Source organism: Porphyrobacter sp. HT-58-2 (genome assembly GCF_002952215.1).
GTDB lineage: Bacteria > Pseudomonadota > Alphaproteobacteria > Sphingomonadales > Sphingomonadaceae > Erythrobacter.
Genome location: NZ_CP022600.1, coordinates 2,068,070 through 2,087,880 on the forward strand (window position 1 = coordinate 2,068,070; position 19,811 = coordinate 2,087,880).

Sequence of the window (19,811 nt, forward strand, 5' to 3'; positions counted from 1 at the left end):
CCCCCTCAGCCGCCGGATCGTTCCCTATCACCTCGTCGATTGAGGCGCGGTGAGAACGTGCAACTGGTAATAGCCGAGCGGCCCGCGCCGACTGGCCAGCGACAAGCCCCGCGCCGCCGCAATCCGGGCTGCAACGGCAGGCAAGGTGTCCCTTGGTTTCACGTGAAACCTCGCCAACCAGCCTCTAAGCAGGGTCTGGAAGGGGCCTGGCAGCCCCTGGAGGTCGCCGAAATCGACCGCGTGGAGGCTGCCGCCCGGTGCCAGCTGCCCTGCCGCGTGATCCAGTGCCGCTTCCCAATCGGGGATCATCGAAAGCGAATAGGACAGCACGATCCGTTCGAACTGCGCTTCATCCAGCAGCGCCGCAGGATCGAAGGCACAGGCATCGCCTTGTCCCAGACGCGCCGCATCGCCCAGCGCCGAGCGCGCGCTCTTGAGCATCTCCTCCGAGATATCGAGCCCGAACAGGCGCACCCCGGGCCACGCCTTGCCGATCTTGACAAGGTTGCGCCCCGTGCCGCAGGCGACTTCCAGCACCCGCGCTCCGGGCCGCGCATCCAGGCCCGCAATCAGCGTATCGCGCCCGAACAGGTAATATTTGCGCGTGAAATCGTAGATATGGCGCTGCCCGCGATAGACCTCGTCCATCAGCGCCGCATGACCGGAAGCCGCCATCAGGCCAGCTCGTAGACATGCACGCCGCCATAGATCGACGAGCGATCCCGGCGGGTGCAATCGGCCGACAGTTCTTCAAGGTAACGCCACTGCGACAGGATGCTGTCATCGAGCCTTCCGGGCAGCAGGCTCGGCTCGGCGGCGGTGCGGAACAGCACGCGCGCGCCGGGGCGGCTGGCGCGGGTGATCTTCGCCCACAAGGCGTCGAGCTGGGCATTGTTCATCCAGTCCTGCGCATCGAGCAGCACGAAGCGGTCCATGCTGGCAGGCTCGCGCGCGCCGATCCAGTCGACCATGTTGGCGCGGGTCACGTCCAACCGGTCGATCCGCTCCTTCATCGCCTTCCAGTTGGCGCGCTGGAGATAGGGGGGCAGCGCGGCGTTTTCCGAGCGGTTGTAGCCGCGCCCGAAGGCCTGCCAGGCGAAGTAGTTGTCCTTCACTGCGAAATCGCAGGCGAGTTTCTCCAGCCGCCGCCGCAGCACCTCGGCCATGCGTTCATCGCCCGCGAGATGGGTGAACTGGGCAGGGGGGATGCCGAGCCCGAACAGCGAGGCGGGCTGATCGGTCAGCCAGCGGATGAACTTCTTCTCGAACACCGGGGCCAGCTCGCGCTCGAACACCTCGCGCTGTTCCTCCAGCGTCTGCGCGGCCAGAACCTTCGACAGGTCGATCTTGTAGAGTTTGGCAAAGACATGCGCCAAGCCGATGAAATTGCCGAGCAATCCCTGACGATAAATGCCGCGCGTGAAGTAGCTGATGCGCCGCCGTCCGCGAATGTCGCGCTTTTCCCAATAGGCGCGGCTTGTCCGATCGAGATGGGGTGCGATCATCGTGCGGTAGACCTCGGCGTTCTCCTTGTGATCGGCGTGGGCGAAGAAGCGGTGGAAGCGTTCGTAATTGGGCAGGTGGCGGATCGCGGCGATCTTGAGCCGCCCGAGCGCGACATGGGCGCGGTTGAGATCGACCGCGGTGACGCTCTCCGGGTTGGCGGTGAGATAGGACAGCGCATTGCAGCTCCCGCTGGCGATGCACATGACGCGGCTGTCGGGCCGGATCGCAAGGCCTTCCATGTCGACCACCGGGTCTTCCCAGATCTGGGCATAGACCAGCCCCTTGAAGGCGAGCGCGAAGGCCTTGTCGAGCAGCTTGTCGCCAAGCCCTGCATCCTTGCGCACCACCGCATCCTCGATGATCCGCTTCGCCTGAGTTGCCATGACAGCCTGCCCTTTCGTAAGGTCGGCTGCGCAATATGGCCTTAGCGTGTCGGGCGTGTGACGGTTTCCACAGGTCAGTCGCTGCCCGAAATCGTTGCCGCATAGGCCGCCGGATCGGCATTGCCGCCGGTCAGCATAATGACCGTGCCTTCGTCCACCGGCACCTTGCCCGCCAGCGCCGCCGCCAGCGCCGCCGCGCCGCCGGGTTCGACCACGAGCCGCAGGGTGTTGAAGGCGAACCGCTGGGCCGCGCGCACCTCGGCGTCGGTCACGGTCACACCCGGTTCGGCGCGGCCCCTGAGCAGCGCGAGGTTGATCGGCTTGGTCGCGGTCGGTTGAAGCGCGTCGCAAATGGTCTTGGGCGCTTGCGGAGAGGCGTGGACGATGGCGCCCGCCGCCATGGCCTGCCCGACCATGTCCCAGCCTTCAGGCTCGACCGGGTGGATGGCGCTATCCGGCGCGCCGAGCGCGAGGCCCGCCGCCAGCCCCCCGCCGCCGCAGCAGGCGATGATGCGGCTTGGCGCGCGGCCCAGCTGGGCGGCGATTTCGATGGCGGCGCTGCCTTGGCCCTCGATGACCCACGGATCGCCGAAAGCATGCACCAGCGTGGGTCTGGAGTCTTTGGCGCGTTCCGCAATCAGCCGCGCGGCCACTTCGTCGCGGTCTTCGCCGGGCCGGTCATACAGCACCACCTCGGCCCCCAGCGCCCGCGTGTTCGCCAGCTTCACCGCCGGTGCATCGCGCGGCATCACGATGGTTGCCGCGATGCCAAGCCGCCTTGCCGCCCAGGCCACGCCCTGCGCGTGATTGCCCGATGACACCGCGACCACGCCGCCTTCGCGCTCTTCGGGCGAAAGGCTGGAGAGCCGCCACCACGCGCCTCTGATCTTGAAGGCACCGACCGGTTGCAGATTGTCGGCCTTGACCCATGCCGCCACGCCATTGATTGCCACCGGCAGCAGCGGCGTGGGCGGCAGGATCGCAGCGACCGCTTCGGCAGCAGCGCGCACCCCTTCGCTGGTCGGCATTCTGACATTGTCGCGGATCATTTGTCCCTCGCCCTGCGTTGGATTAGAGGCGTGCGCAAGATTCGCACCCATTCACGAAAGGTTCCTATCATGTCCGCAGCAAAGTCCACCACGGTCCTCGTCATCGGTGCGGGCGGGGTCAGCTCGGTCTGCGTCCACAAGATGGCGTTCAACCCGGAGATCTTCCCCGAAATCCATCTGGCCAGCCGCACCAAGTCGAAGTGTGACGCGATTGCCGCCAGCGTTAAGCAGCGCTGCGGGCGCGATATCGCGACCTATGAAATCGACGCCGAGGAAGTCCCGGCGATGGTCAACCTGATCCGCAAGACCGGCGCAGGGCTCGTCGTCAATCTCGCGCTGCCCTATCAGGACCTGCCGATCATGGACGCCTGCCTTGAAGCGGGGGTCGATTACCTCGACACCGCGAACTACGAGCCCAAGGACGAGGCCAAGTTCGAATACAAGTGGCAGTGGGCCTATCACGACCGTTACAAGGATGCAGGGCTGATGGCGCTGCTGGGTTCGGGCTTCGATCCCGGCGTCACATCCGTCTTCACCATGTGGCTCAAGAAGCACAAGCTGAAGACCATCCGCCAGCTCGACATTCTCGATTGCAACGGCGGCGATCACGGCCAGCATTTTGCCACCAACTTCAATCCGGAAATCAACATCCGCGAAGTGACCGCGCCCGCACGTCACTGGGAGAACGGGGAATGGGTGGAAACGCCCGCAATGAGCACCAAGGTCGGCTTCGACTTCGAGGCCGTTGGCCCCAAGAACATGTATCTGATGTATCACGAGGAGCTGGAAAGCCTCGCCAGGTTCGTCCCCGAACTGGAACGTGCGCGGTTCTGGATGACCTTTGGCGATCAATACATCACTCACCTCACCGTGCTCCAGAATGTCGGCATGACTTCGATCGAGCCGGTGAAGTATCAGGGCAAGGACATCATCCCGCTGCAATTCCTCGCCGCCGTGCTGCCCAAGCCCGAAACGCTGGGCGAGACCACCAAGGGCAACACCAATATCGGCGTGATCGCGACCGGCGAGGCGCTGGATGGCAGCGGTGAGAAGACGTTCTACATCAAGAACATCTGCTCGCATGAAGCGGCCTACGAGGAAACCGGCAACCAGGCGGTCAGCTACACCACCGGCGTGCCTGCGATGATCGGCGCGGCGATGATGGTGCAGGGCAAGTGGCGCGGGGAGGGCGTGTTCAACATCGAACAGATGGACCCCGATCCCTTCATGGCGATGCTGAACGAGCACGGGTTGCCGTGGACGGTCGAGGAAATGGATGGGCCGGTCGCGTTCTGATGCAGACCAAGGCCGGCGATCCGGGCGCCTTTGCCCATTTCGATCTGTCGCGCGTCGACAGCCCCGCTTTTGTGGTCGATGCCGCCAAGCTGCGCGCCAATTGCCGCGTGCTGGCAGCGGTGCGCGATGCGGCGGCGGCGGATGGGGCCGACATCAAGGTGTTCGCGGCGCTCAAGGCGTTTTCGATGTGGTCGGCAGCGCCCATCATCGGCGAGTATCTCGATGGCGTGTCGACCTCCGGTCTGTGGGAAGCGCGGCTTGCAAGCGAGTTCTATGACGGTGAGATCGCCACATACTCCGCCGCCTTCAAACCCGAGGAGCTGGAGGAGATCTGTCGACTTTCGGACCACGTGATCTTCAATTCGCCGTTCCAGCATGAACGGGCGCGGCTGATCCTCGAACACGCGGCGGCCAATGGCTTGCCCGTCAGCGTCGGGCTCAGGATCAACCCGCAGGTGCCGACGGGGGAAGTCGCCAAGTATGATCCCAGCGCCCCCGGATCGCGCCTCGGCTTCCCGCTCGACCAGCTGACCGAGGAGCACATGGAAGGGATCGAAGGCATCCACTTCCACAATCTTTGCGAACAGGATTTCGAGCCGCTGAAGGCCACGTGGGACCGCGTGTTCGACGTGATCGAGCCTTATTTCGACCAGCTCAAATGGATCAACATGGGCGGCGGCCATCACATCACCCGCGCCGATTACCAGCGCGAGGAACTGGTCGAATTCCTCAAGGATGCCGCCAGCGACACCGGCTGCCAGATCATCCTCGAACCGGGCGAGGCGGTCGCGCTCGATGCTGGCATTCTGGTCGGCACGCTGCTCGACACCCATTTCAACGAGATGCCGGTGGGGATCACCGATATTTCGGCCACATGCCATATGCCCGACGTGCTGGAGGCGCCCTATCGCCCGGCGATGCTGGGGGAACTGACCGACGAAAGCATGATCCCGATCCGGCTGGGCGGGCCGTCGTGCCTTGCGGGCGATGTGATCGGCGATTACCGGCTGCCCGTCGTCGCCGAACCGGGCGCGCGCTTCGCCTTTCTCGATCAGGCGCATTACTCGATGGTCAAGACCAACACCTTCAACGGCGTCGCCCTGCCGTCGATCTGGATGTGGGACAGCGAGACCGACGCGCTCGACTGCATCAAGCGCTTCGATTACGAGGACTTCAGGGATCGCCTCAGCTGAGGTGAGCCGCGAAGGGGGGAAAGATGAAATTCACGCAAACCGCCATCGCCGCCGCGCTGGCTCTTGCCGCTGCAACGCCGCTTTCGGCGCAGGACTATGTTGCCGACAAGCTCGTCAAATCGGTCAATCAGGGCGATCTGCTCGCGATTGTCGGGGCGCTCGGCCATCAGGTGAAGGGGCAGGGCGAGGCTGCCGACGATATCTATGTCGCCGCCGAAGACGAAGAAGGCACCACCTATCTGCTGTTCGGCACCGCCTGTGAGGTCAATGACATCCCCGGCTGTCAGGGCGTGATGATGCAGGTGCGCTATGACCTGCCCGCCACGACCACCTTCGAGACGCTGGCCGCGGCAAATTTCAGTCAGGCTGCGATCAACATCTGGGCTGATTTCGACGAAAAGACGCTCGGCTTCACCCGTTACCACGTGCTCGATCACGGGGTGACGATGGCGAACATCCGCGAGAACATCAACGTGCTGCTTGCGCTTGTGGCCGAGTCCTATCCGGTCGCTGCGGGCGAGTGATCATGCCTCGCCCATAGGGGGCGGGACGCCGTTCAGCACGCGCCCGCGATCGTTCTGATTGATTGACAGGGCAAGCCCGGCCAGCGCTTCGAACTGGCGCGCGGTCTGTTCCGTGCGGGCGCGGTCGGTGGCGGGATCCATTGCCCCGCTTTCGAACAGATTGTCCCCTTCGACCGCAATGATCACCTCGCCGTGCCGGAACAGCGCCCGCATTTCCTTGGCCGAAAAGGCGCTTTCCAGCTTCAGCAGGTGTTCGACATAGGCGGGATGCACCAGCACGCGGGCTTCGACCCGATCATCCGAGTAAAGCGCAAAGGTATCGCCAAAGGCGGGATGCACCTGATCGACCCGGTCGAGCCGGTGGCCATCAAAGCTGACATGATCGCTCGCCCCGCCAAGGCCCAGCCACTTGCGGTGCTTGCCCGCGCGTTCGAGCAGGGTGGTCGAGCGGAAATCGCGGCCGAACGCCATGCGGATGATGACGCCGCGGAACACCGTCACCCAGCGGCGGTTCTTGCCGGAACCGCGGCGTTCCTCGAGATGGGCTTCATAAAGGCCGAAAGCGTGTCCTTCGAGCGCGCCGTGCCAGTAATCCTCGAAGGCTGAACGGTCGTAATCGGGCAGCAGGCCATATGTTCTGGCAGCTTCGAACTCTGCGCCCGGTTCAACTTCATGAGCATAGGACAGGCCGAAACTTGCCGCGAGCGCGGAATTGATCCCGATCTTGATGGTCTTCTTGGCGTCCGCGATCGGCTGGTACCCCAATAGCCCACCGCCATGATGCCACCCGCCGTGACGATGAACTTGAAATCGGAGGCCAGCGCGGGGACGAACCACAGGAAGGCCAGCACCGGCAACAGTCCGGCTGCACCCCAGGTCCAGCGGTTGCTGGCTGCGGCTTTGGCTGCGCTGCGCGTGGCTTCCTGGCTGGCAAGCCATGCGCCCAGTTCGCCACCCATCAAACCATCGACCCGGTTGTGCATTGCCTCTCCCACGCGAATCTTTAACCTGTTTGCACCATAATATCCGCGTTTTGGTAAAGGGGATTGAAATGGCTTGGGTCGTCGGAACCGTGATCGTGGTTGCGGTTGTGCTCGTCGTGCTTGTGATCGGCATCTACAATAACCTCGTCGGATTGCGGCAAGGTGTGCGGCAGGGGGTGGCGGATATCGACGCCCAGCTGCGCCAGCGTCACGATTTGATCCCCAATCTCGTCGAGACAGTGAAGGGCTATGCCGCCCATGAATCCGAAACGCTTGAAGCGGTGATCGCGGCGCGCAATGCTGCGGCACAAGGCGCGCCATCGTCCGGCACTGAAATCCAGCTGCGCGGCGCGCTGGACAAGCTGCTGGCGCTGGGCGAGGCCTATCCTGATCTCAAGGCCAGTGCGAACTTCCAGTCGCTCCAGCACGAACTCGCCGATGTCGAGGACAAGCTGGCGGCGGCCCGGCGCGCTCTCAATGCGGCGGTTGCCCGTTTCAACGCTGCGCGCGAATCCTTCCCGGCAGTGCTGTTTGCCGCCGCGCTCGGATTCGCCGAGGCCGATTTCCACCGGCTCGACGACAGCGAGCAGGGCAGAGTTGATCAGGTGCCGCGGATTGGCTTCTGACGGCCTAGGTTTTGGCCACGAAAATCGGCGGAATTCCGTCATATTTCTGTCGTGATACGGGGGCTGTCTCCGAAAAGTAACATTTCATCCCGGCAAGGGCATTTTTGGCCCATTTTTCGTTTGCATTTCCCCCCCCAGGCCCTATTTGCGCGCTTCCGCTGCCCCAAGGGGACTTCCAAACCGCAAGGCAGCTTGTCGTTTTATGGTTCAACGAACCGTTTTGGGGGTCCCTTGAGTTGCACATCTATCCCGACGCTAAGGCTGTAGTCCGCGACCTCCGTCCGGACGAACCCGTTATCCTCAACCGCCCGCATGCCGCGCGGCGCGCCGCTCGTTTCTTCGTCGAGAAGTTTCCGGGCAAGGTGCTCTATGCGGTCAAGGCCAACCCGGCGCCCGATCTGATCAAGGTGCTGTGGGAAGGCGGCGTGACGCATTACGATGTCGCCTCGATTGCCGAAGTACGGCTGGTGCGCGGCATTCTGCCGGACGCCGTGCTGTGCTTCATGCATCCGGTGAAGACCCCGGCGGCGATCAGCGAAGCCTATTTCGAACACGGCGTGCGCACCTTCAGCCTCGATTCGGTCGAGGAGCTGGAAAAGATCATCGACGCCTGCCGCAACCCCGAAACCGGCGAAGCGCCGCGCGACCTGCGTCTGTGCGTGCGACTGCGCGTGTCGAGCGAATATTCCGAGCTGTCGCTGGCCAGCAAATTTGGCTGCGACCTGATCGAAGCGCCCGCGCTGCTGCAGGAAGCCCGCCAGCATTGCGACTGGCTGGGCGTGTGCTTCCATGTCGGCAGTCAGGCGATGACCCCGTTCGCTTTCGTCCAGGCATTGGACCGCACCCGTGCGGCCATCGCCGAGGCATCAGTCGTTATCGACATGATCGACGTCGGCGGGGGCTTTCCAAGCGCCTATCCGGGCCTCGAACCGCCGCCGATGGAAGATTACTTCGCGATCATCGCGCGTCACTTCGAAGCCCTGCCGATCGCCTATAACGCGGAACTGTGGTGCGAACCCGGCCGCGCGCTGTCGGCCGAGTATTCATCGATGATCGTGCAGGTGAACAAGCGCCGCGGCGAGGAACTCTATATCAACGATGGTGCCTATGGCGCTCTCTACGATGCGGCCCACGTCGCCTGGCGTTTCCCGGTGCGTGCGCTGGAAGACGACCTGATCGAAGAAGACGCGGACTTCGCCTTCTACGGCCCGACCTGCGATGATGCCGACTACATGAAGGGGCCGTTCCGGCTTCCGGCGGACATTCAGGCGGGCGACTACATCGAGATCGGGATGCTCGGCGCTTACGGCGCGGCGATGAAGACCGGCTTCAACGGCTATGGCAATGCGATGGTCGTGACCGTCGCCGACGAGCCGATGATGAGCCTGTTCAACGGCACCCGCGTGCGCGAGGCGACTGATAACGTGGTGTCGCTGCGCTGACTTGTGCCGGAGGCCTGGCTCAGTTGAACGCCGCGTCGACCTGAGTGAAACAGAAAGGGCGCGGGAGTTACCCCCCGCGCCCCTCGTTGTCGCCTGGTCAGGGTTCCTCAGAACACTTCAAACAGGCCTGCCGCGCCCATGCCGCCGCCGACGCACATCGTCACCACGACATACTTCGCCCCGCGGCGCTTGCCTTCGATCAGGGCGTGGCCGGTGCAGCGTGCGCCGGTCATGCCGTAGGGGTGGCCGATCGAGATCGAGCCGCCGTTGACGTTGAGGATGTCGTTGTCGATCCCTAGCTTGTCACGGCAGTAGAGCACCTGCACGGCGAAGGCCTCGTTCAGTTCCCACAGGCCGATGTCGTCCATCTTGAGGCCGGTCTGCTTGAGCAGCTTCGGAATGGCGAAGACCGGGCCAATGCCCATCTCGTCAGGCTCGGTGCCCGCGACCGCCATGCCGACATAGCGGCCGAGCGGCTGGAGGCCCTTTTGCTCCGCCAGCTTGGCTTCCATCAGCACGGATGCCGAAGAACCGTCCGACAGCTGCGAGGCATTGCCCGCAGTGATGTTCATGCCGGGACCCATCACCGGGTTCAGGCTCTGGAGGCCTTCGAGCGTGGTTTCGGGACGGTTGCCTTCGTCCTTGGTGAGAGTGACTTCCTTCTGCGAGACTTCCTTCGTCTCCTTGTCGACCACGTTCATGGTGGTGGTGACGGGGACGATTTCGTCATCGAACTTGCCCGCAGCCTGCGCGGCGGCAGTACGCATCTGCGACTGGAAGGCATATTCATCCTGCGCCTCGCGGCTGACATTATAACGCTTGGCCACGGTCTCGGCGGTGCCGAGCATCGGCATGTAGACGTCCTTGTGCATCGCGATCAGCGAGCGGTCGGGCGACACCCGCATTTCCGGGGTCTGCACCATCGAGATCGAATCCTGCCCCCCGCCGACGACGATATCCATGTTGTCGACGATGATCTGCTTGGCCGCGGTGGCGATTGCCATCAGGCCGGAGGAGCACTGCCGGTCGATGGTCTGGGCCGAGACGCCCACCGGGCAGCCGGCGCGCAGGGCGACCTGACGGCCGATATTGCCCGACTGGGTGCCTTGCGTGAGGACAGCGCCCCACACCACATCGTCGATGGCACCGGCTTCGATGCCAGCGCGCTCGATAGCTGGGGCCAGCGAGAGCGCGCCGAGGGTGGCGCCGGGGGTGGCGTTGAAGGCGCCCTTGTAAGCGCGCCCGATGGGCGTGCGGGCGGTGGAGACGATAACGGCGTCACGTGCCATGGTGTGGGTATCCTTGTTGTGAGGGGGTAAGGCCCCCGCGCATCAGCGGGGGGCTCGTCATGTCAAAGCGGGGCGGGGCCGGTTGCAGCCCGCAGCCTCACACGAAGTATTGCGTGATCCACTCGCAGATCAGGGCGGGCTTTTCCTCGCCTTCGATCTCGATGGTGATTTCGCAGGTCTGCTGCCACTGGCCGGGCCGCTTTTCGACCATTTCGAGGAGCTTCCAGTGCCCGCGAATGCGCTTGCCGGCGCGCACGGGGGCGATGAAGCGGGTCTTGTTGCCGCCGTAGTTGACGCCCATCTTCACGCCATCGACGCGCGGCGCGCCGCCCTGGGCGCCGAGATAGGGGATCATCGACAAGGTCAGGAAGCCATGAGCAATGGTCCCGCCGAACGGGGTCATCTTGGCCATTTCCTCGTTGACGTGGATGAACTGGTGGTCACCGGTGGCTTCGGCGAACTGGTTGATGCGTTCCTGGCTCATCTCGGCCCATTCGCTGGTGCCGATCACTTCGCCGACCTTTGCGGCCAAATCTGCTGCGTTCATCGGGGCTCCTCCTTCGCTTGTCTGCGCGCGGGATCCCGTACCCGCCGCGCTGCGTTTGCGGGGGGCTTAATGACGCATCGCAAGGGGGAGCGCAACGCTGTCGGCTATGCCGCTACGGCACCGCGCATCCCGGTTGCGGCGGAGGCTTTGCGCGGGGCGCCCCGCTCGGCCAGAACGCGCGCCGAATCGAGGCGACGGCAATAGGAATGGAGACCGATCTGCAGCCCCACCAGCATCAGCATCACCGGCTGATAGGCGATCCCCTGAAACAGCGCGCCGACGATATAGATCATTGCGCCCATCTGCAGCGCGGCGGCAAAGGGCGCGATCCAGCGCTCCGCCTCATCATCCCGGCCACGCCAACGGCGCTGTATGCGCTCCATCTGCCACAGCCCCAGCGCATGGAGCGCCAGCCAGATCGCCAGCCCCGGCCATCCCTGTTCGCCCAGCACTTCGAACACGGATGAATGGAACGCGCGCGCCTTGTCGGTCACTTCGCGGTATTCGACGCTGGTCGTGTTCCCGTCCACCGTCTTGACCGGCATGACATAGGTGAAGCTATTGGAACGATAGGAATCGAACCCGCCCCCCAATGGCTTTTCCTTGACGTAGTCGAGCGTCCATTCCCACACCGCCACGCGGGTTGAAGCGCTTTCATCGCCTGATGGCTCGAAGATCGTCGCCATGCGGTCGTAATAGGTCTGAGGCAGGAAAGGCAGGGCGGTTAGGCCGAGTACGCCCGCCCCGGCAATGAACATCACCCGCCGCTTGGTATAGCGCAGCATCAGCACACCCAGTGCGGCAATGCAGAGCAGGCCGGTGCGCGCCTCTGTGCCGATCGGAACCAGCAGGCAGGCAAAGGTCAGCGCCGTCGCAAACCCGGTCACCATCCAGTGCTGGCGAAAGATCGTGCCGTGGCGCACGATCCACCAGATCATCGGGATCAGCCCGATCGCGACCGTGGCCAGTGTCGAGCTTTCATAAATGCCGCTATTGTCCTTCACAAAGAACTGGAGGTTGGAATAGCCCCCGCCGCCCAGCACGGTCTTCATCCCTGTCCCGATCACGATGGTCGCCACTGACAAGGTCAGGATCAGCGCCAGCCCCTCGATCCGGGCGCGAGTGGTGAGGGTGAGGGGGAGGAAGATCGCAAACAGCAGCGCCTTCCACACCCACTCCCACTTTGTCTGCGCATCATCGGGGAAATCGGCGTTGCCGGTTGTCCACCAGCAATAGAGCAGCAGCGCCGCCATCAGCCCCTGCCGCAGCGTAAAGCGCGATCCGTCCTTGCGGTCGAGCGCGAGCCATCCGCCGAAGGCCGCAGCAAAGGCGATCAATGAGACCGGGATGCTGGTGATCAGGCTGTAGCCGATCCGCTGGGGTGCAAGGATGTCGATATAGACATAGAGCAGCACCCACAGGAACGGGCGCTTCAGCCCCAGCACCAGCACATAGCCGATGAAGGCGAGCAGGACGATGTCGAGCATCAGTCACCAGGCCCTTCAGGTTCGGCAGAGCGCGACCGGCGCGCGGCGCTACGGCCCGCAGCGCTGGCAGCCTTGCGCCGGGCATTGGCCTTCTCGCCGAGTTCCCCGATCAGCGGATCTGCGTCCAGCCCCTGCTTGAGCACCAGCCGCAGCAGGGCAATGGCCATGAGGCCATGTCCAAGAGCAAGGGCGAAGTAATCGATCATCGGGTCAGGGCTTTCCGGGCCGGTGCGGCAGGCCATCCATACCCAACGCGAGTTGACGCGGCGTTAAGCACGTCGGGGCTATGGGCTTGCGCATGACCCGCGTTCTGCACGTTCTCGACCACTCGCTGCCGCTTCACAGCGGCTATACCTTCCGCACGCGCGCCATCCTGAAGGCACAGCAGAGCCTCGGTCTCGAGGTGCGCGGGGTGACCGGGCAGCGGCACAATCTGGAGGCGGTGCTGGCCGGCTCGCCCGAGGAGGCGGATGGCCTCATCTTCCATCGCACGCCCGGCACGCCTTCCGGCCCGCCGCCCTTGCGCGAAATGGGCGAGATTGAGGCGCTGGCTGCGGCGATCATGCAGCTGGCCGATGAATGGCGGCCCGACATCATCCACGCCCATTCGCCCGCCCTGTGCGGCGCGGCTGCCGAACGCGCGGCGCGGGCGCTGGGTGTGCCGTTCGTCTATGAGATCCGCGCCTTCTGGGAGGATGCGGCGGTCGGCAATCTGACCGGCACTGAAGGCAGCCTCAAATACCGCCTCACCCGCGCGCTCGAAACCCGCGTGGCGCGCGCCGCCGATGCGCTGTTCACGATCTGCCACGGCCTTAGGCAAGATCTGGCGGCGCGCGGCATTCCCGCAGAGCGCATCCATGTCATGCCCAATGGCGTCGACCTTACCCTGTTCGGTGACCCGCCGCTGCGCGATGATGCGCTGGCGGGTGAGCTTGGCATTGCGCCCGGTGCTCCGGTGATCGGCTATATCGGCAGCTTCTATGCCTATGAGGGGGTCGATGATCTGATCGCCGCCATGCCGATCCTGCGCCAGGCGCATCCCGAAGCGCGGCTGCTGCTGGTAGGGGCGGGGCCGATGGCCGAAAGCTGGCGCGCTGCCGCTGCCGCCTTGCCCGAGCCTGAGGCAGTGATCTTCACCGGTCGCGTCCCCCATGCCGAGGTCGAGCGCTACTATTCGCTTGTCGATGTTCTCGCCTATCCTCGCAAGTCCCAGCGCCTGACCGATCTGGTCACGCCCCTCAAGCCTCTGGAAGCCATGGCCCAGCGGCGGCTGGTGGCGGCATCCAGCGTTGGCGGACACCGCGAACTGATCACGGATGGCGACACCGGCACGCTCTTCCCGCCGGATGATCCCGCCGCCTGTGCCGCTGCGCTCGCCCGCTTGCTCGAAGCGCGTGAGGGCTGGGAGGCGATGAAGGACCGCGCCGTTGCCCACGTCCGCACCCGCCACGATTGGGCCGAGAACGCCCGCAATTATCTCTCTGTTTACCATCTCTTGCTAGCCGGTGGACATGACGGCGGCGCGCAAGCCAGCGCCCTTCCGGTGGTTGCAACAGGATGATGGGTCAATGACAGCGGGCAAGCAGGATCGGCCGAAGCGCAGCAAGCGGGAAAAGCGCGCGAAATCAGAGCTGCGCGGGCCCGGCGGGCTGGTATCCCACCGCGTTTTTGCGCCGGCGCTGGGCCTTTGGGGAGTAATGCTGGGTGGACTGGTAGTGCTGGTGCTGCCCCCGGTGATGATTGAAACCGCGACGCGCGGGACACTCATCGCAACAATCGGGCTCCCTGTGCATTTGACCATCGCGTTGCTGGCGGCTGTGGTGCTGGGCGGCGGACTGTTTGCGTTGGCCTCTGTCGTCAGCAGTGCGGCACGTCGCCGCGCCAAGTCCATTTCGATTGCCGAACTGGCCGGCCGACGGCTGCGTCCGATCGATCCTGTGCGCGATCTGGGCACGAGCAGCATCGATGACCCGATCGACACGATCCCATTTGCTACTCCCGCCTGGCGCGAGGCGCCGGAGGCCGAAGCGGCAGTTGCAGCCGAACCAGAGCCCAAGGCAGAAGTTTGCGAGGCAGAGGTGCCAGCGGCGGCTCCCCGATCACTCGATCTGTCCGAATTCGCGGAATTGCCCGGCCGCAACGCAGTCTGGGTCGAGGAGCCTGCACCGGTCGCACAGGATATGCCGGAGCTGGAAGCCGAACTGCCGCGCGACACGGACATGGCACCGCCGCGGCCTGTTGCCAGAATCAAGCCAGCGGCACCTCCGCTCCATCCCAGCGCTGCCGCGCTCGCTCGCCTGAGAGCCGTGCCGCCGAGCGAACTCAGCATCGTTCAGATGGTCGAACGGTTTGCTGGCGCACTCCACGAACATCGCACCGCCGCCCCCGGCAAGGCCTTGTCTGCGCAGGACATTGCCGCACGCGAGGCTGCTCTTGCCGAAGCGCTGCGGGCGCTTGCCGCACTCAGCAGCCGCTCCGCTCCGGAGACGGAGGCCGAACCGTTGCAAGCGGCGATTGCCCGTCTTCAGGGGATGCGCGGAGCGGCCTGACCGGCCCGGTCGCACGCAAAAGGTGCAACCGACGCGGCGAAAGAGTGCGCCATGCGCAATCTATTGATAGTCTGAATACCTCTGCGAGAAATAAAACTTCGCGCATACCCATTGCCAAATCTGCTTCCTGTCGGCATGAGGGGCCCGAAAACGGGCTAGGGCGACCCAGCAGGGGTCAAACCGCCCGCTAGACCTGCCAAGGGCGTGTTCCCGGCATGAGCGATCATGCCATACGGGTTCGCGCCTGTCGGTATCTGACAGATCGGATTTTTGCCATGGGATATCCCTCCTCCCAGGGTCTTTACGACCCCGCCAACGAACACGACGCCTGCGGCGTCGGCATGGTTGCGCACATCAAGGGAGAGAAAAGCCACGCGATCGTGACCAGCGCGCTCGAGATTCTCGAGAAGCTTGATCATCGCGGCGCAGTGGGGGCCGACCCGCTGCTGGGTGACGGCGCGGGCATTCTCATCCAGATTCCCGATCCGCTGATCCGCCGCTGGGCCGAAGCACAGGGCCATGATCTGCCCGCGCCCGGCGATTACGGGGTGGCGATGTGTTTCCTGCCGCAGGACGATGCTGCACGCGCCTTCGTCAAGAGCCGGATGGAGACTTTCACCGCCAAGGAAGGCCAGAGCTTCATCGGCTGGCGCGCCGTGCCGACAACGATGGATGGCCTCGGAGCGGCGGTGATCGCCTCGATGCCCGTGATCGAGATGGCGGTGATCGGCCGTGGCCCGAATTGCGCCGATCAGGACGCTTTTGAAAGGAAGCTGCTCACCATCCGCAAGCAGGTCCAGAACCCGCTCGCGAGCCTCGCCGAAAAGCACGGTCTGCCGGGGGTGACCGAGACCTATCTCCCCAGCTTCTCGACCCGCACCATCGTCTACAAGGGGCTGCTGCTGGCGACCCAGGTGGGCAGCTTCTACGACGATCTGCGCGACCCTGCCTGCGTTTCGGCGCTGGGCCTTGTTCACCAGCGCTTTTCCACCAACACCTTCCCCAGCTGGCGGCTGGCGCACCCGTTCCGGTTCATCGCCCACAACGGCGAGATCAACACCGTGCGCGGCAACGTCAACTGGATGAACGCGCGCCGCCGCACCATGGAAAGCGAGCTGCTCGGCCCCGATCTCGACAAGATGTGGCCGATCATCCCGCACGGGCAATCGGACACGGCGTGTCTCGACAATGCGCTCGAACTGCTGATCGCCGGGGGCTATTCGCTGGCCCATGCGATGATGATGCTGATCCCCGAAGCGTGGAGCGGCAATGCGTTGATGGACCCCGCGCGGCGGGCGTTCTACGAATATCACGCCGCGCTGATGGAGCCGTGGGACGGCCCGGCGGCGGTGTGCTTCACCGATGGCCGCCAGATTGGCGCGACGCTGGATCGCAACGGGCTGCGGCCTGCGCGCTTCTGCGTGACTAGCGATGATATCGTCTGCCTTGCTTCGGAAAGCGGCGTGCTGCCGTTTGCCGAGGAGGACATTGTCCGCAAGTGGCGGCTCCAGCCCGGCAAGATGCTGCTGATCGATCTGGAGCAGGGCCGGATCATCGAGGATGATGAGCTGAAGGCCGATCTGGCGGGGGCAGAGCCCTATGCCAAGTGGCTGGCGCAGGCCCAGTACAAGCTGGAAGACATCACTGACATCATCCCCGAACTGGCTGCGATTCCCCCGGAGGAAACCACGCTGCTCCAGCGCCAGCAAGCCTTCGGCTACACGCAGGAGGACATTGCCCGCTTCCTCGAACCGCTGGCGGTGGACGGCGATGATCCGGTCGGCTCGATGGGTACCGACACGCCGATTGCCGTGCTCTCGAACCGGGCGCGGCTGCTCTACGATTACTTCAAGCAGAACTTCGCGCAGGTCACCAATCCGCCGATCGACCCGATCCGCGAAGAACTGGTGATGAGCCTCACCAGCATGATCGGCCCGCGCCCCAATCTGCTGGGCCGCGATGCCGGGACGCACAAGCGTCTGGAGGTCGATCAGCCTATCCTGACGAACGAGGATCTGGCCAAGATCCGTTCGGTCGAAGAAGCGCTCGACGGCGCGTTCCGCTGCGCCACGATCGACATCACATGGGATGCGAGCAGCGGGGCCGAAGGCCTTGAAATGGCGCTGAAGGAGATGTGCTGGGCCGCGACCGAAGCGGTGCTGCAGGATCACAACATCCTGATTCTCAGTGATCGCAGCCAAAGCGAGCACCGGGTGCCGATGCCCGCGCTGCTGGCGACGGCGGCGGTGCATCATCACCTCGTGCGGCAGGGTCTCAGGATGCAGACCGGCCTTGTGGTTGAAACCGGCGAGGCGCGCGAAGTGCATCACTTCTGCGTGCTGGCAGGTTACGGCGCGGAAGCGATCAACCCCTATCTCGCCTTCGAGACGATCGAGGCGTTGCGGGTCAAGCGTCACCCCGATCTGAGCCCGGCGAAGGTGCAGCAGAACTTCATCAAGGGCGTCGGCAAGGGCATTCGCAAGGTCATGTCCAAGATGGGCATTTCGACCTATCAGTCGTACTGCGGCGCGCAGATCTTCGACGCGGTCGGCCTGTCCACAGCCTTCGTCGAGAAGTACTTCACCGGCACGGCCACGACCATCGAAGGCATCGGCCTTGCCGAGGTCGCTGAGGAAGCCCTGCGCCGCCACGGTCAGGCTTACGGCGACAACCCGCTTTATGACGGGATGCTCGATGTCGGCGGCATCTACCAGTATCGCCTGCGCGGCGAAGAGCACGCCTGGACGCCGCAGAACGTCGCCCAGCTCCAGCACGCGGTGCGCGGCAATGATCCGAAGAACTACGAGGAGTTCGCGAAGTCGATCAACGAGCAGTCGGAACGCCTGCTGACGATCCGCGGATTGCTGGAGTTCAAGAAGGCCGACCAGCCGATCCCGCTCGAGGAAGTGGAACCGGCAAGCGAAATCGTGAAGCGGTTCTCGACCGGCGCGATGAGCCTCGGCTCGATCAGCCACGAAGCGCACTCGACCATGGCGATCGCGATGAACCGCATCGGCGGGCGCTCGAACACCGGTGAGGGCGGGGAGGAGCCGTTCCGTTTCAAGCCGCTCGACAACGGCGATTCGATGCGCAGCCGGATCAAGCAGGTTGCTTCCGGCCGGTTTGGTGTGACCACCGAATATCTCGTCAACTCGGACGACATCCAGATCAAGATGGCGCAGGGCGCGAAGCCCGGCGAAGGCGGCCAGCTGCCCGGCCACAAGGTCGACAAGCGCATCGGCGCGGTGCGGCACTCGACTCCGGGCGTGGGCCTGATTTCGCCGCCGCCGCACCACGACATCTATTCGATCGAGGATCTCGCGCAGCTGATCCACGACTTGAAGAACGTGAACCGGCAAGCGCGCATTTCGGTCAAGCTGGTGTCCGAAGTGGGCGTCGGCACGGTTGCTGCCGGCGTGTCCAAGGCGCGCGCAGACCATGTCACCATTGCGGGCTATGATGGCGGGACGGGCGCTTCGCCGCTGACCTCGCTGACCCATGCGGGTTCGCCCTGGGAAATCGGCCTTGCCGAAACCCAGCAGACGCTGCTGCTCAACGATCTGCGCGAACGCATCGCGGTGCAGGTCGATGGCGGCCTGCGCACCGGACGCGACGTCGCCATCGGCGCGCTGCTGGGCGCGGACGAGTTCGGATTTGCCACCGCGCCGCTAATCGCGGCCGGGTGCATCATGATGCGCAAGTGCCATCTCAACACCTGCCCCGTCGGCGTTGCCACGCAAGACCCGGTGCTGCGCGCGCGCTTTACCGGGCAGCCCGAGCACGTGGTCAACTACATGTTCTTCGTGGCCGAGGAACTGCGCCAGATCATGGCCGAAATGGGCTTCCGCACCGTTGATGAGATGGTGGGCCGGGTCGACCGGCTCGACACCCGCCGGATGGAGCGCCACTGGAAGGCGCGGGGCATCGACCTGTCGCGTATCCTTCATCAGGTGCCGCTCAAGGAAGGTGCCTCGCTGCGCCAGACCGGCACGCAGGATCACGGGCTCGACGGTGCACTCGATAATCGCCTCATTGCCGATTGCCGCACGGCCATCGACACCAAGGCGCCGGTGCAGCTTGAATATGAGGTCAGGAACGTCAACCGCACGGTCGGCGCGATGCTGTCCGGTGAAGTCGCCAAGGCTCACGGACATCAGGGCCTGCCAACCGACACGATCCGCATCAACCTGACGGGCGTCGCCGGGCAGAGCTTCGGCGCCTGGCTTGCCCACGGCGTGACGCTCGATCTGGTCGGCGATGCCAATGACTATGTCGGCAAGGGGCTGTCAGGCGGCCGCATCATCGTTCGTCAACCTGAGGCCGCGCCGCGTGCCTCGCAGGACAACATCATCGTCGGCAATACCGTGCTTTACGGCGCGATTGCGGGTGAGGCCTATTTCAACGGCGTGGCGGGCGAACGCTTCGCGGTCAGGAACTCGGGCGCCATCGCGGTGGTCGAAGGCACAGGCGATCACGGCTGCGAATACATGACCGGCGGCGTGGTGGTGGTGCTCGGCAAGACCGGGCGCAACTTCGCCGCGGGCATGAGCGGCGGGGTCGCCTATGTTTATGACCCGGACGGCGAATTCAGCAATCTGGTCAATCACGCGCAAGTTGATCTGCTGCCGATCAGCGCCGCGCCGGATGCCGAGGAAGGGACGGGCCGTCCGGCTCAGCGCCCGCGCTCGGTGAGCGATTTCGGCATGGGCGACATGCTGCGCCACGACGCAGAGCGGCTGCGCATCCTCGTCGAACGCCACCAGCTCCACACCGGATCGAAGCTGGCAGGCGCGCTGCTGGCCGATTGGGACGCTGCGCTCTCGCGCTTCGTCAAGGTGATGCCGCGCGATTATGCCAAGGCGCTTCAGAAGCTCGAAGCCGAGCGCAATGAAGCCGCCAGCGTCGCTGCCGAATAGATTTCACAGAACGAGACAGTA

Annotated in this window: 16 protein-coding genes; 8 read left to right on the forward strand and 8 right to left on the reverse strand. The window is 64.4% G+C overall.

Translation table 11 applies throughout. From position 1 onward, the window contains the following. Positions 1-27 precede the first annotated feature (27 nt). The 3 genes from CHX26_RS09730 to CHX26_RS09740 all read right to left on the reverse strand — a co-directional run bounded on the left by CHX26_RS09730 (position 28) and on the right by CHX26_RS09740 (position 2,938). A complete protein-coding gene (locus CHX26_RS09730; RefSeq protein ID WP_172449781.1) occupies positions 28-675 on the reverse strand; it encodes a class I SAM-dependent methyltransferase in 648 nt (215 codons plus the stop codon). After that, positions 675-1,889: a DUF3419 family protein gene (locus CHX26_RS09735; RefSeq protein WP_104942199.1), complete on the reverse strand. Its 1,215-nt coding sequence runs from the start codon at positions 1,887-1,889 to the stop codon at positions 675-677. The genes CHX26_RS09730 and CHX26_RS09735 overlap by 1 nt, the downstream gene beginning before the upstream one ends. Positions 1,890-1,963: 74 nt before the next feature. After that, positions 1,964-2,938, reverse strand: coding sequence for a threonine ammonia-lyase (locus tag CHX26_RS09740; RefSeq protein WP_104942200.1), 975 nt, complete (start codon positions 2,936-2,938; stop codon positions 1,964-1,966). 69 nt (positions 2,939-3,007) lie between these two features. Here CHX26_RS09740 and CHX26_RS09745 point away from each other — a divergent pair, with 69 nt between their 5' ends. From CHX26_RS09745 to CHX26_RS09755, 3 genes are read left to right on the forward strand one after another with little or no spacing between them, the layout of a single operon-like run. After that, positions 3,008-4,234, forward strand: a complete 1,227-nt coding sequence (locus tag CHX26_RS09745; protein ID WP_104942201.1) for a saccharopine dehydrogenase family protein — start codon at positions 3,008-3,010, stop codon at positions 4,232-4,234. Continuing rightward, complete coding sequence (locus tag CHX26_RS09750; protein ID WP_104942202.1) at positions 4,234-5,427, forward strand: carboxynorspermidine decarboxylase; 1,194 nt, start codon at positions 4,234-4,236, stop codon at positions 5,425-5,427. Before CHX26_RS09745 ends, CHX26_RS09750 begins: the two co-directional genes overlap by 1 nt. A gap of 23 nt (positions 5,428-5,450) precedes the next feature. Continuing rightward, positions 5,451-5,951 carry a hypothetical protein gene (locus CHX26_RS09755; RefSeq protein WP_104942203.1) on the forward strand — a complete coding sequence of 167 codons (501 nt, stop codon included), beginning with the start codon at positions 5,451-5,453 and terminating at the stop codon, positions 5,949-5,951. On the opposite strand, the gene CHX26_RS09760 is transcribed toward CHX26_RS09755, so the two are convergent. Continuing rightward, positions 5,952-6,716: a DUF3137 domain-containing protein gene (locus CHX26_RS09760; RefSeq protein WP_233997104.1), complete on the reverse strand. Its 765-nt coding sequence runs from the start codon at positions 6,714-6,716 to the stop codon at positions 5,952-5,954. Between the two features lie 286 nt (positions 6,717-7,002). Between CHX26_RS09760 and CHX26_RS09765 the strand changes: the two genes are divergently transcribed. After that, the gene (locus CHX26_RS09765; RefSeq protein ID WP_104942204.1) at positions 7,003-7,560 is read left to right on the forward strand and encodes a LemA family protein; all 558 of its coding nucleotides are present in this window, start codon (positions 7,003-7,005) and stop codon (positions 7,558-7,560) included. Between the two features lie 236 nt (positions 7,561-7,796). Next, a complete protein-coding gene (locus tag CHX26_RS09770) occupies positions 7,797-9,002 on the forward strand; it encodes a type III PLP-dependent enzyme (RefSeq protein WP_104942205.1) in 1,206 nt (401 codons plus the stop codon). A 107-nt stretch (positions 9,003-9,109) separates the two neighbouring features. Here CHX26_RS09770 and CHX26_RS09775 read toward each other — a convergent pair whose 3' ends face one another. The 4 genes from CHX26_RS09775 to CHX26_RS09790 form a co-directional block, all read right to left on the reverse strand. Continuing rightward, positions 9,110-10,291 carry an acetyl-CoA C-acyltransferase gene (locus CHX26_RS09775; protein WP_104942206.1) on the reverse strand — a complete coding sequence of 394 codons (1,182 nt, stop codon included), beginning with the start codon at positions 10,289-10,291 and terminating at the stop codon, positions 9,110-9,112. A 97-nt stretch (positions 10,292-10,388) separates the two neighbouring features. Then, a complete protein-coding gene (locus CHX26_RS09780; RefSeq protein ID WP_104942207.1) occupies positions 10,389-10,838 on the reverse strand; it encodes a MaoC family dehydratase in 450 nt (149 codons plus the stop codon). 104 nt (positions 10,839-10,942) lie between these two features. Beyond that, a complete protein-coding gene (locus tag CHX26_RS09785) occupies positions 10,943-12,325 on the reverse strand; it encodes a putative O-glycosylation ligase, exosortase A system-associated (protein WP_104942208.1) in 1,383 nt (460 codons plus the stop codon). Further along, complete coding sequence (locus CHX26_RS09790) at positions 12,325-12,567, reverse strand: hypothetical protein (protein WP_233997105.1); 243 nt, start codon at positions 12,565-12,567, stop codon at positions 12,325-12,327. The genes CHX26_RS09785 and CHX26_RS09790 overlap by 1 nt, the downstream gene beginning before the upstream one ends. A gap of 56 nt (positions 12,568-12,623) precedes the next feature. On the opposite strand from CHX26_RS09790, the gene CHX26_RS09795 reads away from it, so the two are divergent. The 3 genes from CHX26_RS09795 (at position 12,624) to gltB (ending at position 19,790) form a co-directional block, all read left to right on the forward strand. After that, positions 12,624-13,886 (forward strand): TIGR04063 family PEP-CTERM/XrtA system glycosyltransferase, encoded by a 1,263-nt coding sequence (locus CHX26_RS09795; RefSeq protein WP_104942209.1) that lies wholly within the window; start codon positions 12,624-12,626, stop codon positions 13,884-13,886. Positions 13,887-14,022: 136 nt separating this feature from the next. Beyond that, positions 14,023-14,874: a hypothetical protein gene (locus CHX26_RS09800; RefSeq protein ID WP_146107715.1), complete on the forward strand. Its 852-nt coding sequence runs from the start codon at positions 14,023-14,025 to the stop codon at positions 14,872-14,874. A 275-nt stretch (positions 14,875-15,149) separates the two neighbouring features. Further along, positions 15,150-19,790 (forward strand): glutamate synthase large subunit, encoded by a 4,641-nt coding sequence (gene gltB / locus CHX26_RS09805; RefSeq protein WP_104942211.1) that lies wholly within the window; start codon positions 15,150-15,152, stop codon positions 19,788-19,790. The last annotated feature ends 21 nt before the right edge of the window (positions 19,791-19,811 follow it).

Excerpts from the sequence above, each read along its gene's own strand:
- CHX26_RS09730 (WP_172449781.1), bottom strand. The coding sequence starts at position 675 with ATGGCGGCTTCCGGTCATGCGGCGCTGATGGACGAGGTCTATCGCGGG.
- CHX26_RS09735 (WP_104942199.1), bottom strand. The coding sequence starts at position 1,889 with ATGGCAACTCAGGCGAAGCGGATCATCGAGGATGCGGTGGTGCGCAAG.
- CHX26_RS09740 (WP_104942200.1), bottom strand. The coding sequence starts at position 2,938 with ATGATCCGCGACAATGTCAGAATGCCGACCAGCGAAGGGGTGCGCGCT.
- CHX26_RS09745 (WP_104942201.1), top strand. The coding sequence starts at position 3,008 with ATGTCCGCAGCAAAGTCCACCACGGTCCTCGTCATCGGTGCGGGCGGG.
- CHX26_RS09750 (WP_104942202.1), top strand. The coding sequence starts at position 4,234 with ATGCAGACCAAGGCCGGCGATCCGGGCGCCTTTGCCCATTTCGATCTG.
- CHX26_RS09755 (WP_104942203.1), top strand. The coding sequence starts at position 5,451 with ATGAAATTCACGCAAACCGCCATCGCCGCCGCGCTGGCTCTTGCCGCT.
- CHX26_RS09765 (WP_104942204.1), top strand. The coding sequence starts at position 7,003 with ATGGCTTGGGTCGTCGGAACCGTGATCGTGGTTGCGGTTGTGCTCGTC.
- CHX26_RS09775 (WP_104942206.1), bottom strand. The coding sequence starts at position 10,291 with ATGGCACGTGACGCCGTTATCGTCTCCACCGCCCGCACGCCCATCGGG.
- CHX26_RS09780 (WP_104942207.1), bottom strand. The coding sequence starts at position 10,838 with ATGAACGCAGCAGATTTGGCCGCAAAGGTCGGCGAAGTGATCGGCACC.
- CHX26_RS09785 (WP_104942208.1), bottom strand. The coding sequence starts at position 12,325 with ATGCTCGACATCGTCCTGCTCGCCTTCATCGGCTATGTGCTGGTGCTG.
- CHX26_RS09790 (WP_233997105.1), bottom strand. The coding sequence starts at position 12,567 with ATGGCCTGCCGCACCGGCCCGGAAAGCCCTGACCCGATGATCGATTAC.
- CHX26_RS09795 (WP_104942209.1), top strand. The coding sequence starts at position 12,624 with ATGACCCGCGTTCTGCACGTTCTCGACCACTCGCTGCCGCTTCACAGC.
- CHX26_RS09800 (WP_146107715.1), top strand. The coding sequence starts at position 14,023 with ATGCTGGGTGGACTGGTAGTGCTGGTGCTGCCCCCGGTGATGATTGAA.
- gltB (WP_104942211.1), top strand. The coding sequence starts at position 15,150 with ATGGGATATCCCTCCTCCCAGGGTCTTTACGACCCCGCCAACGAACAC.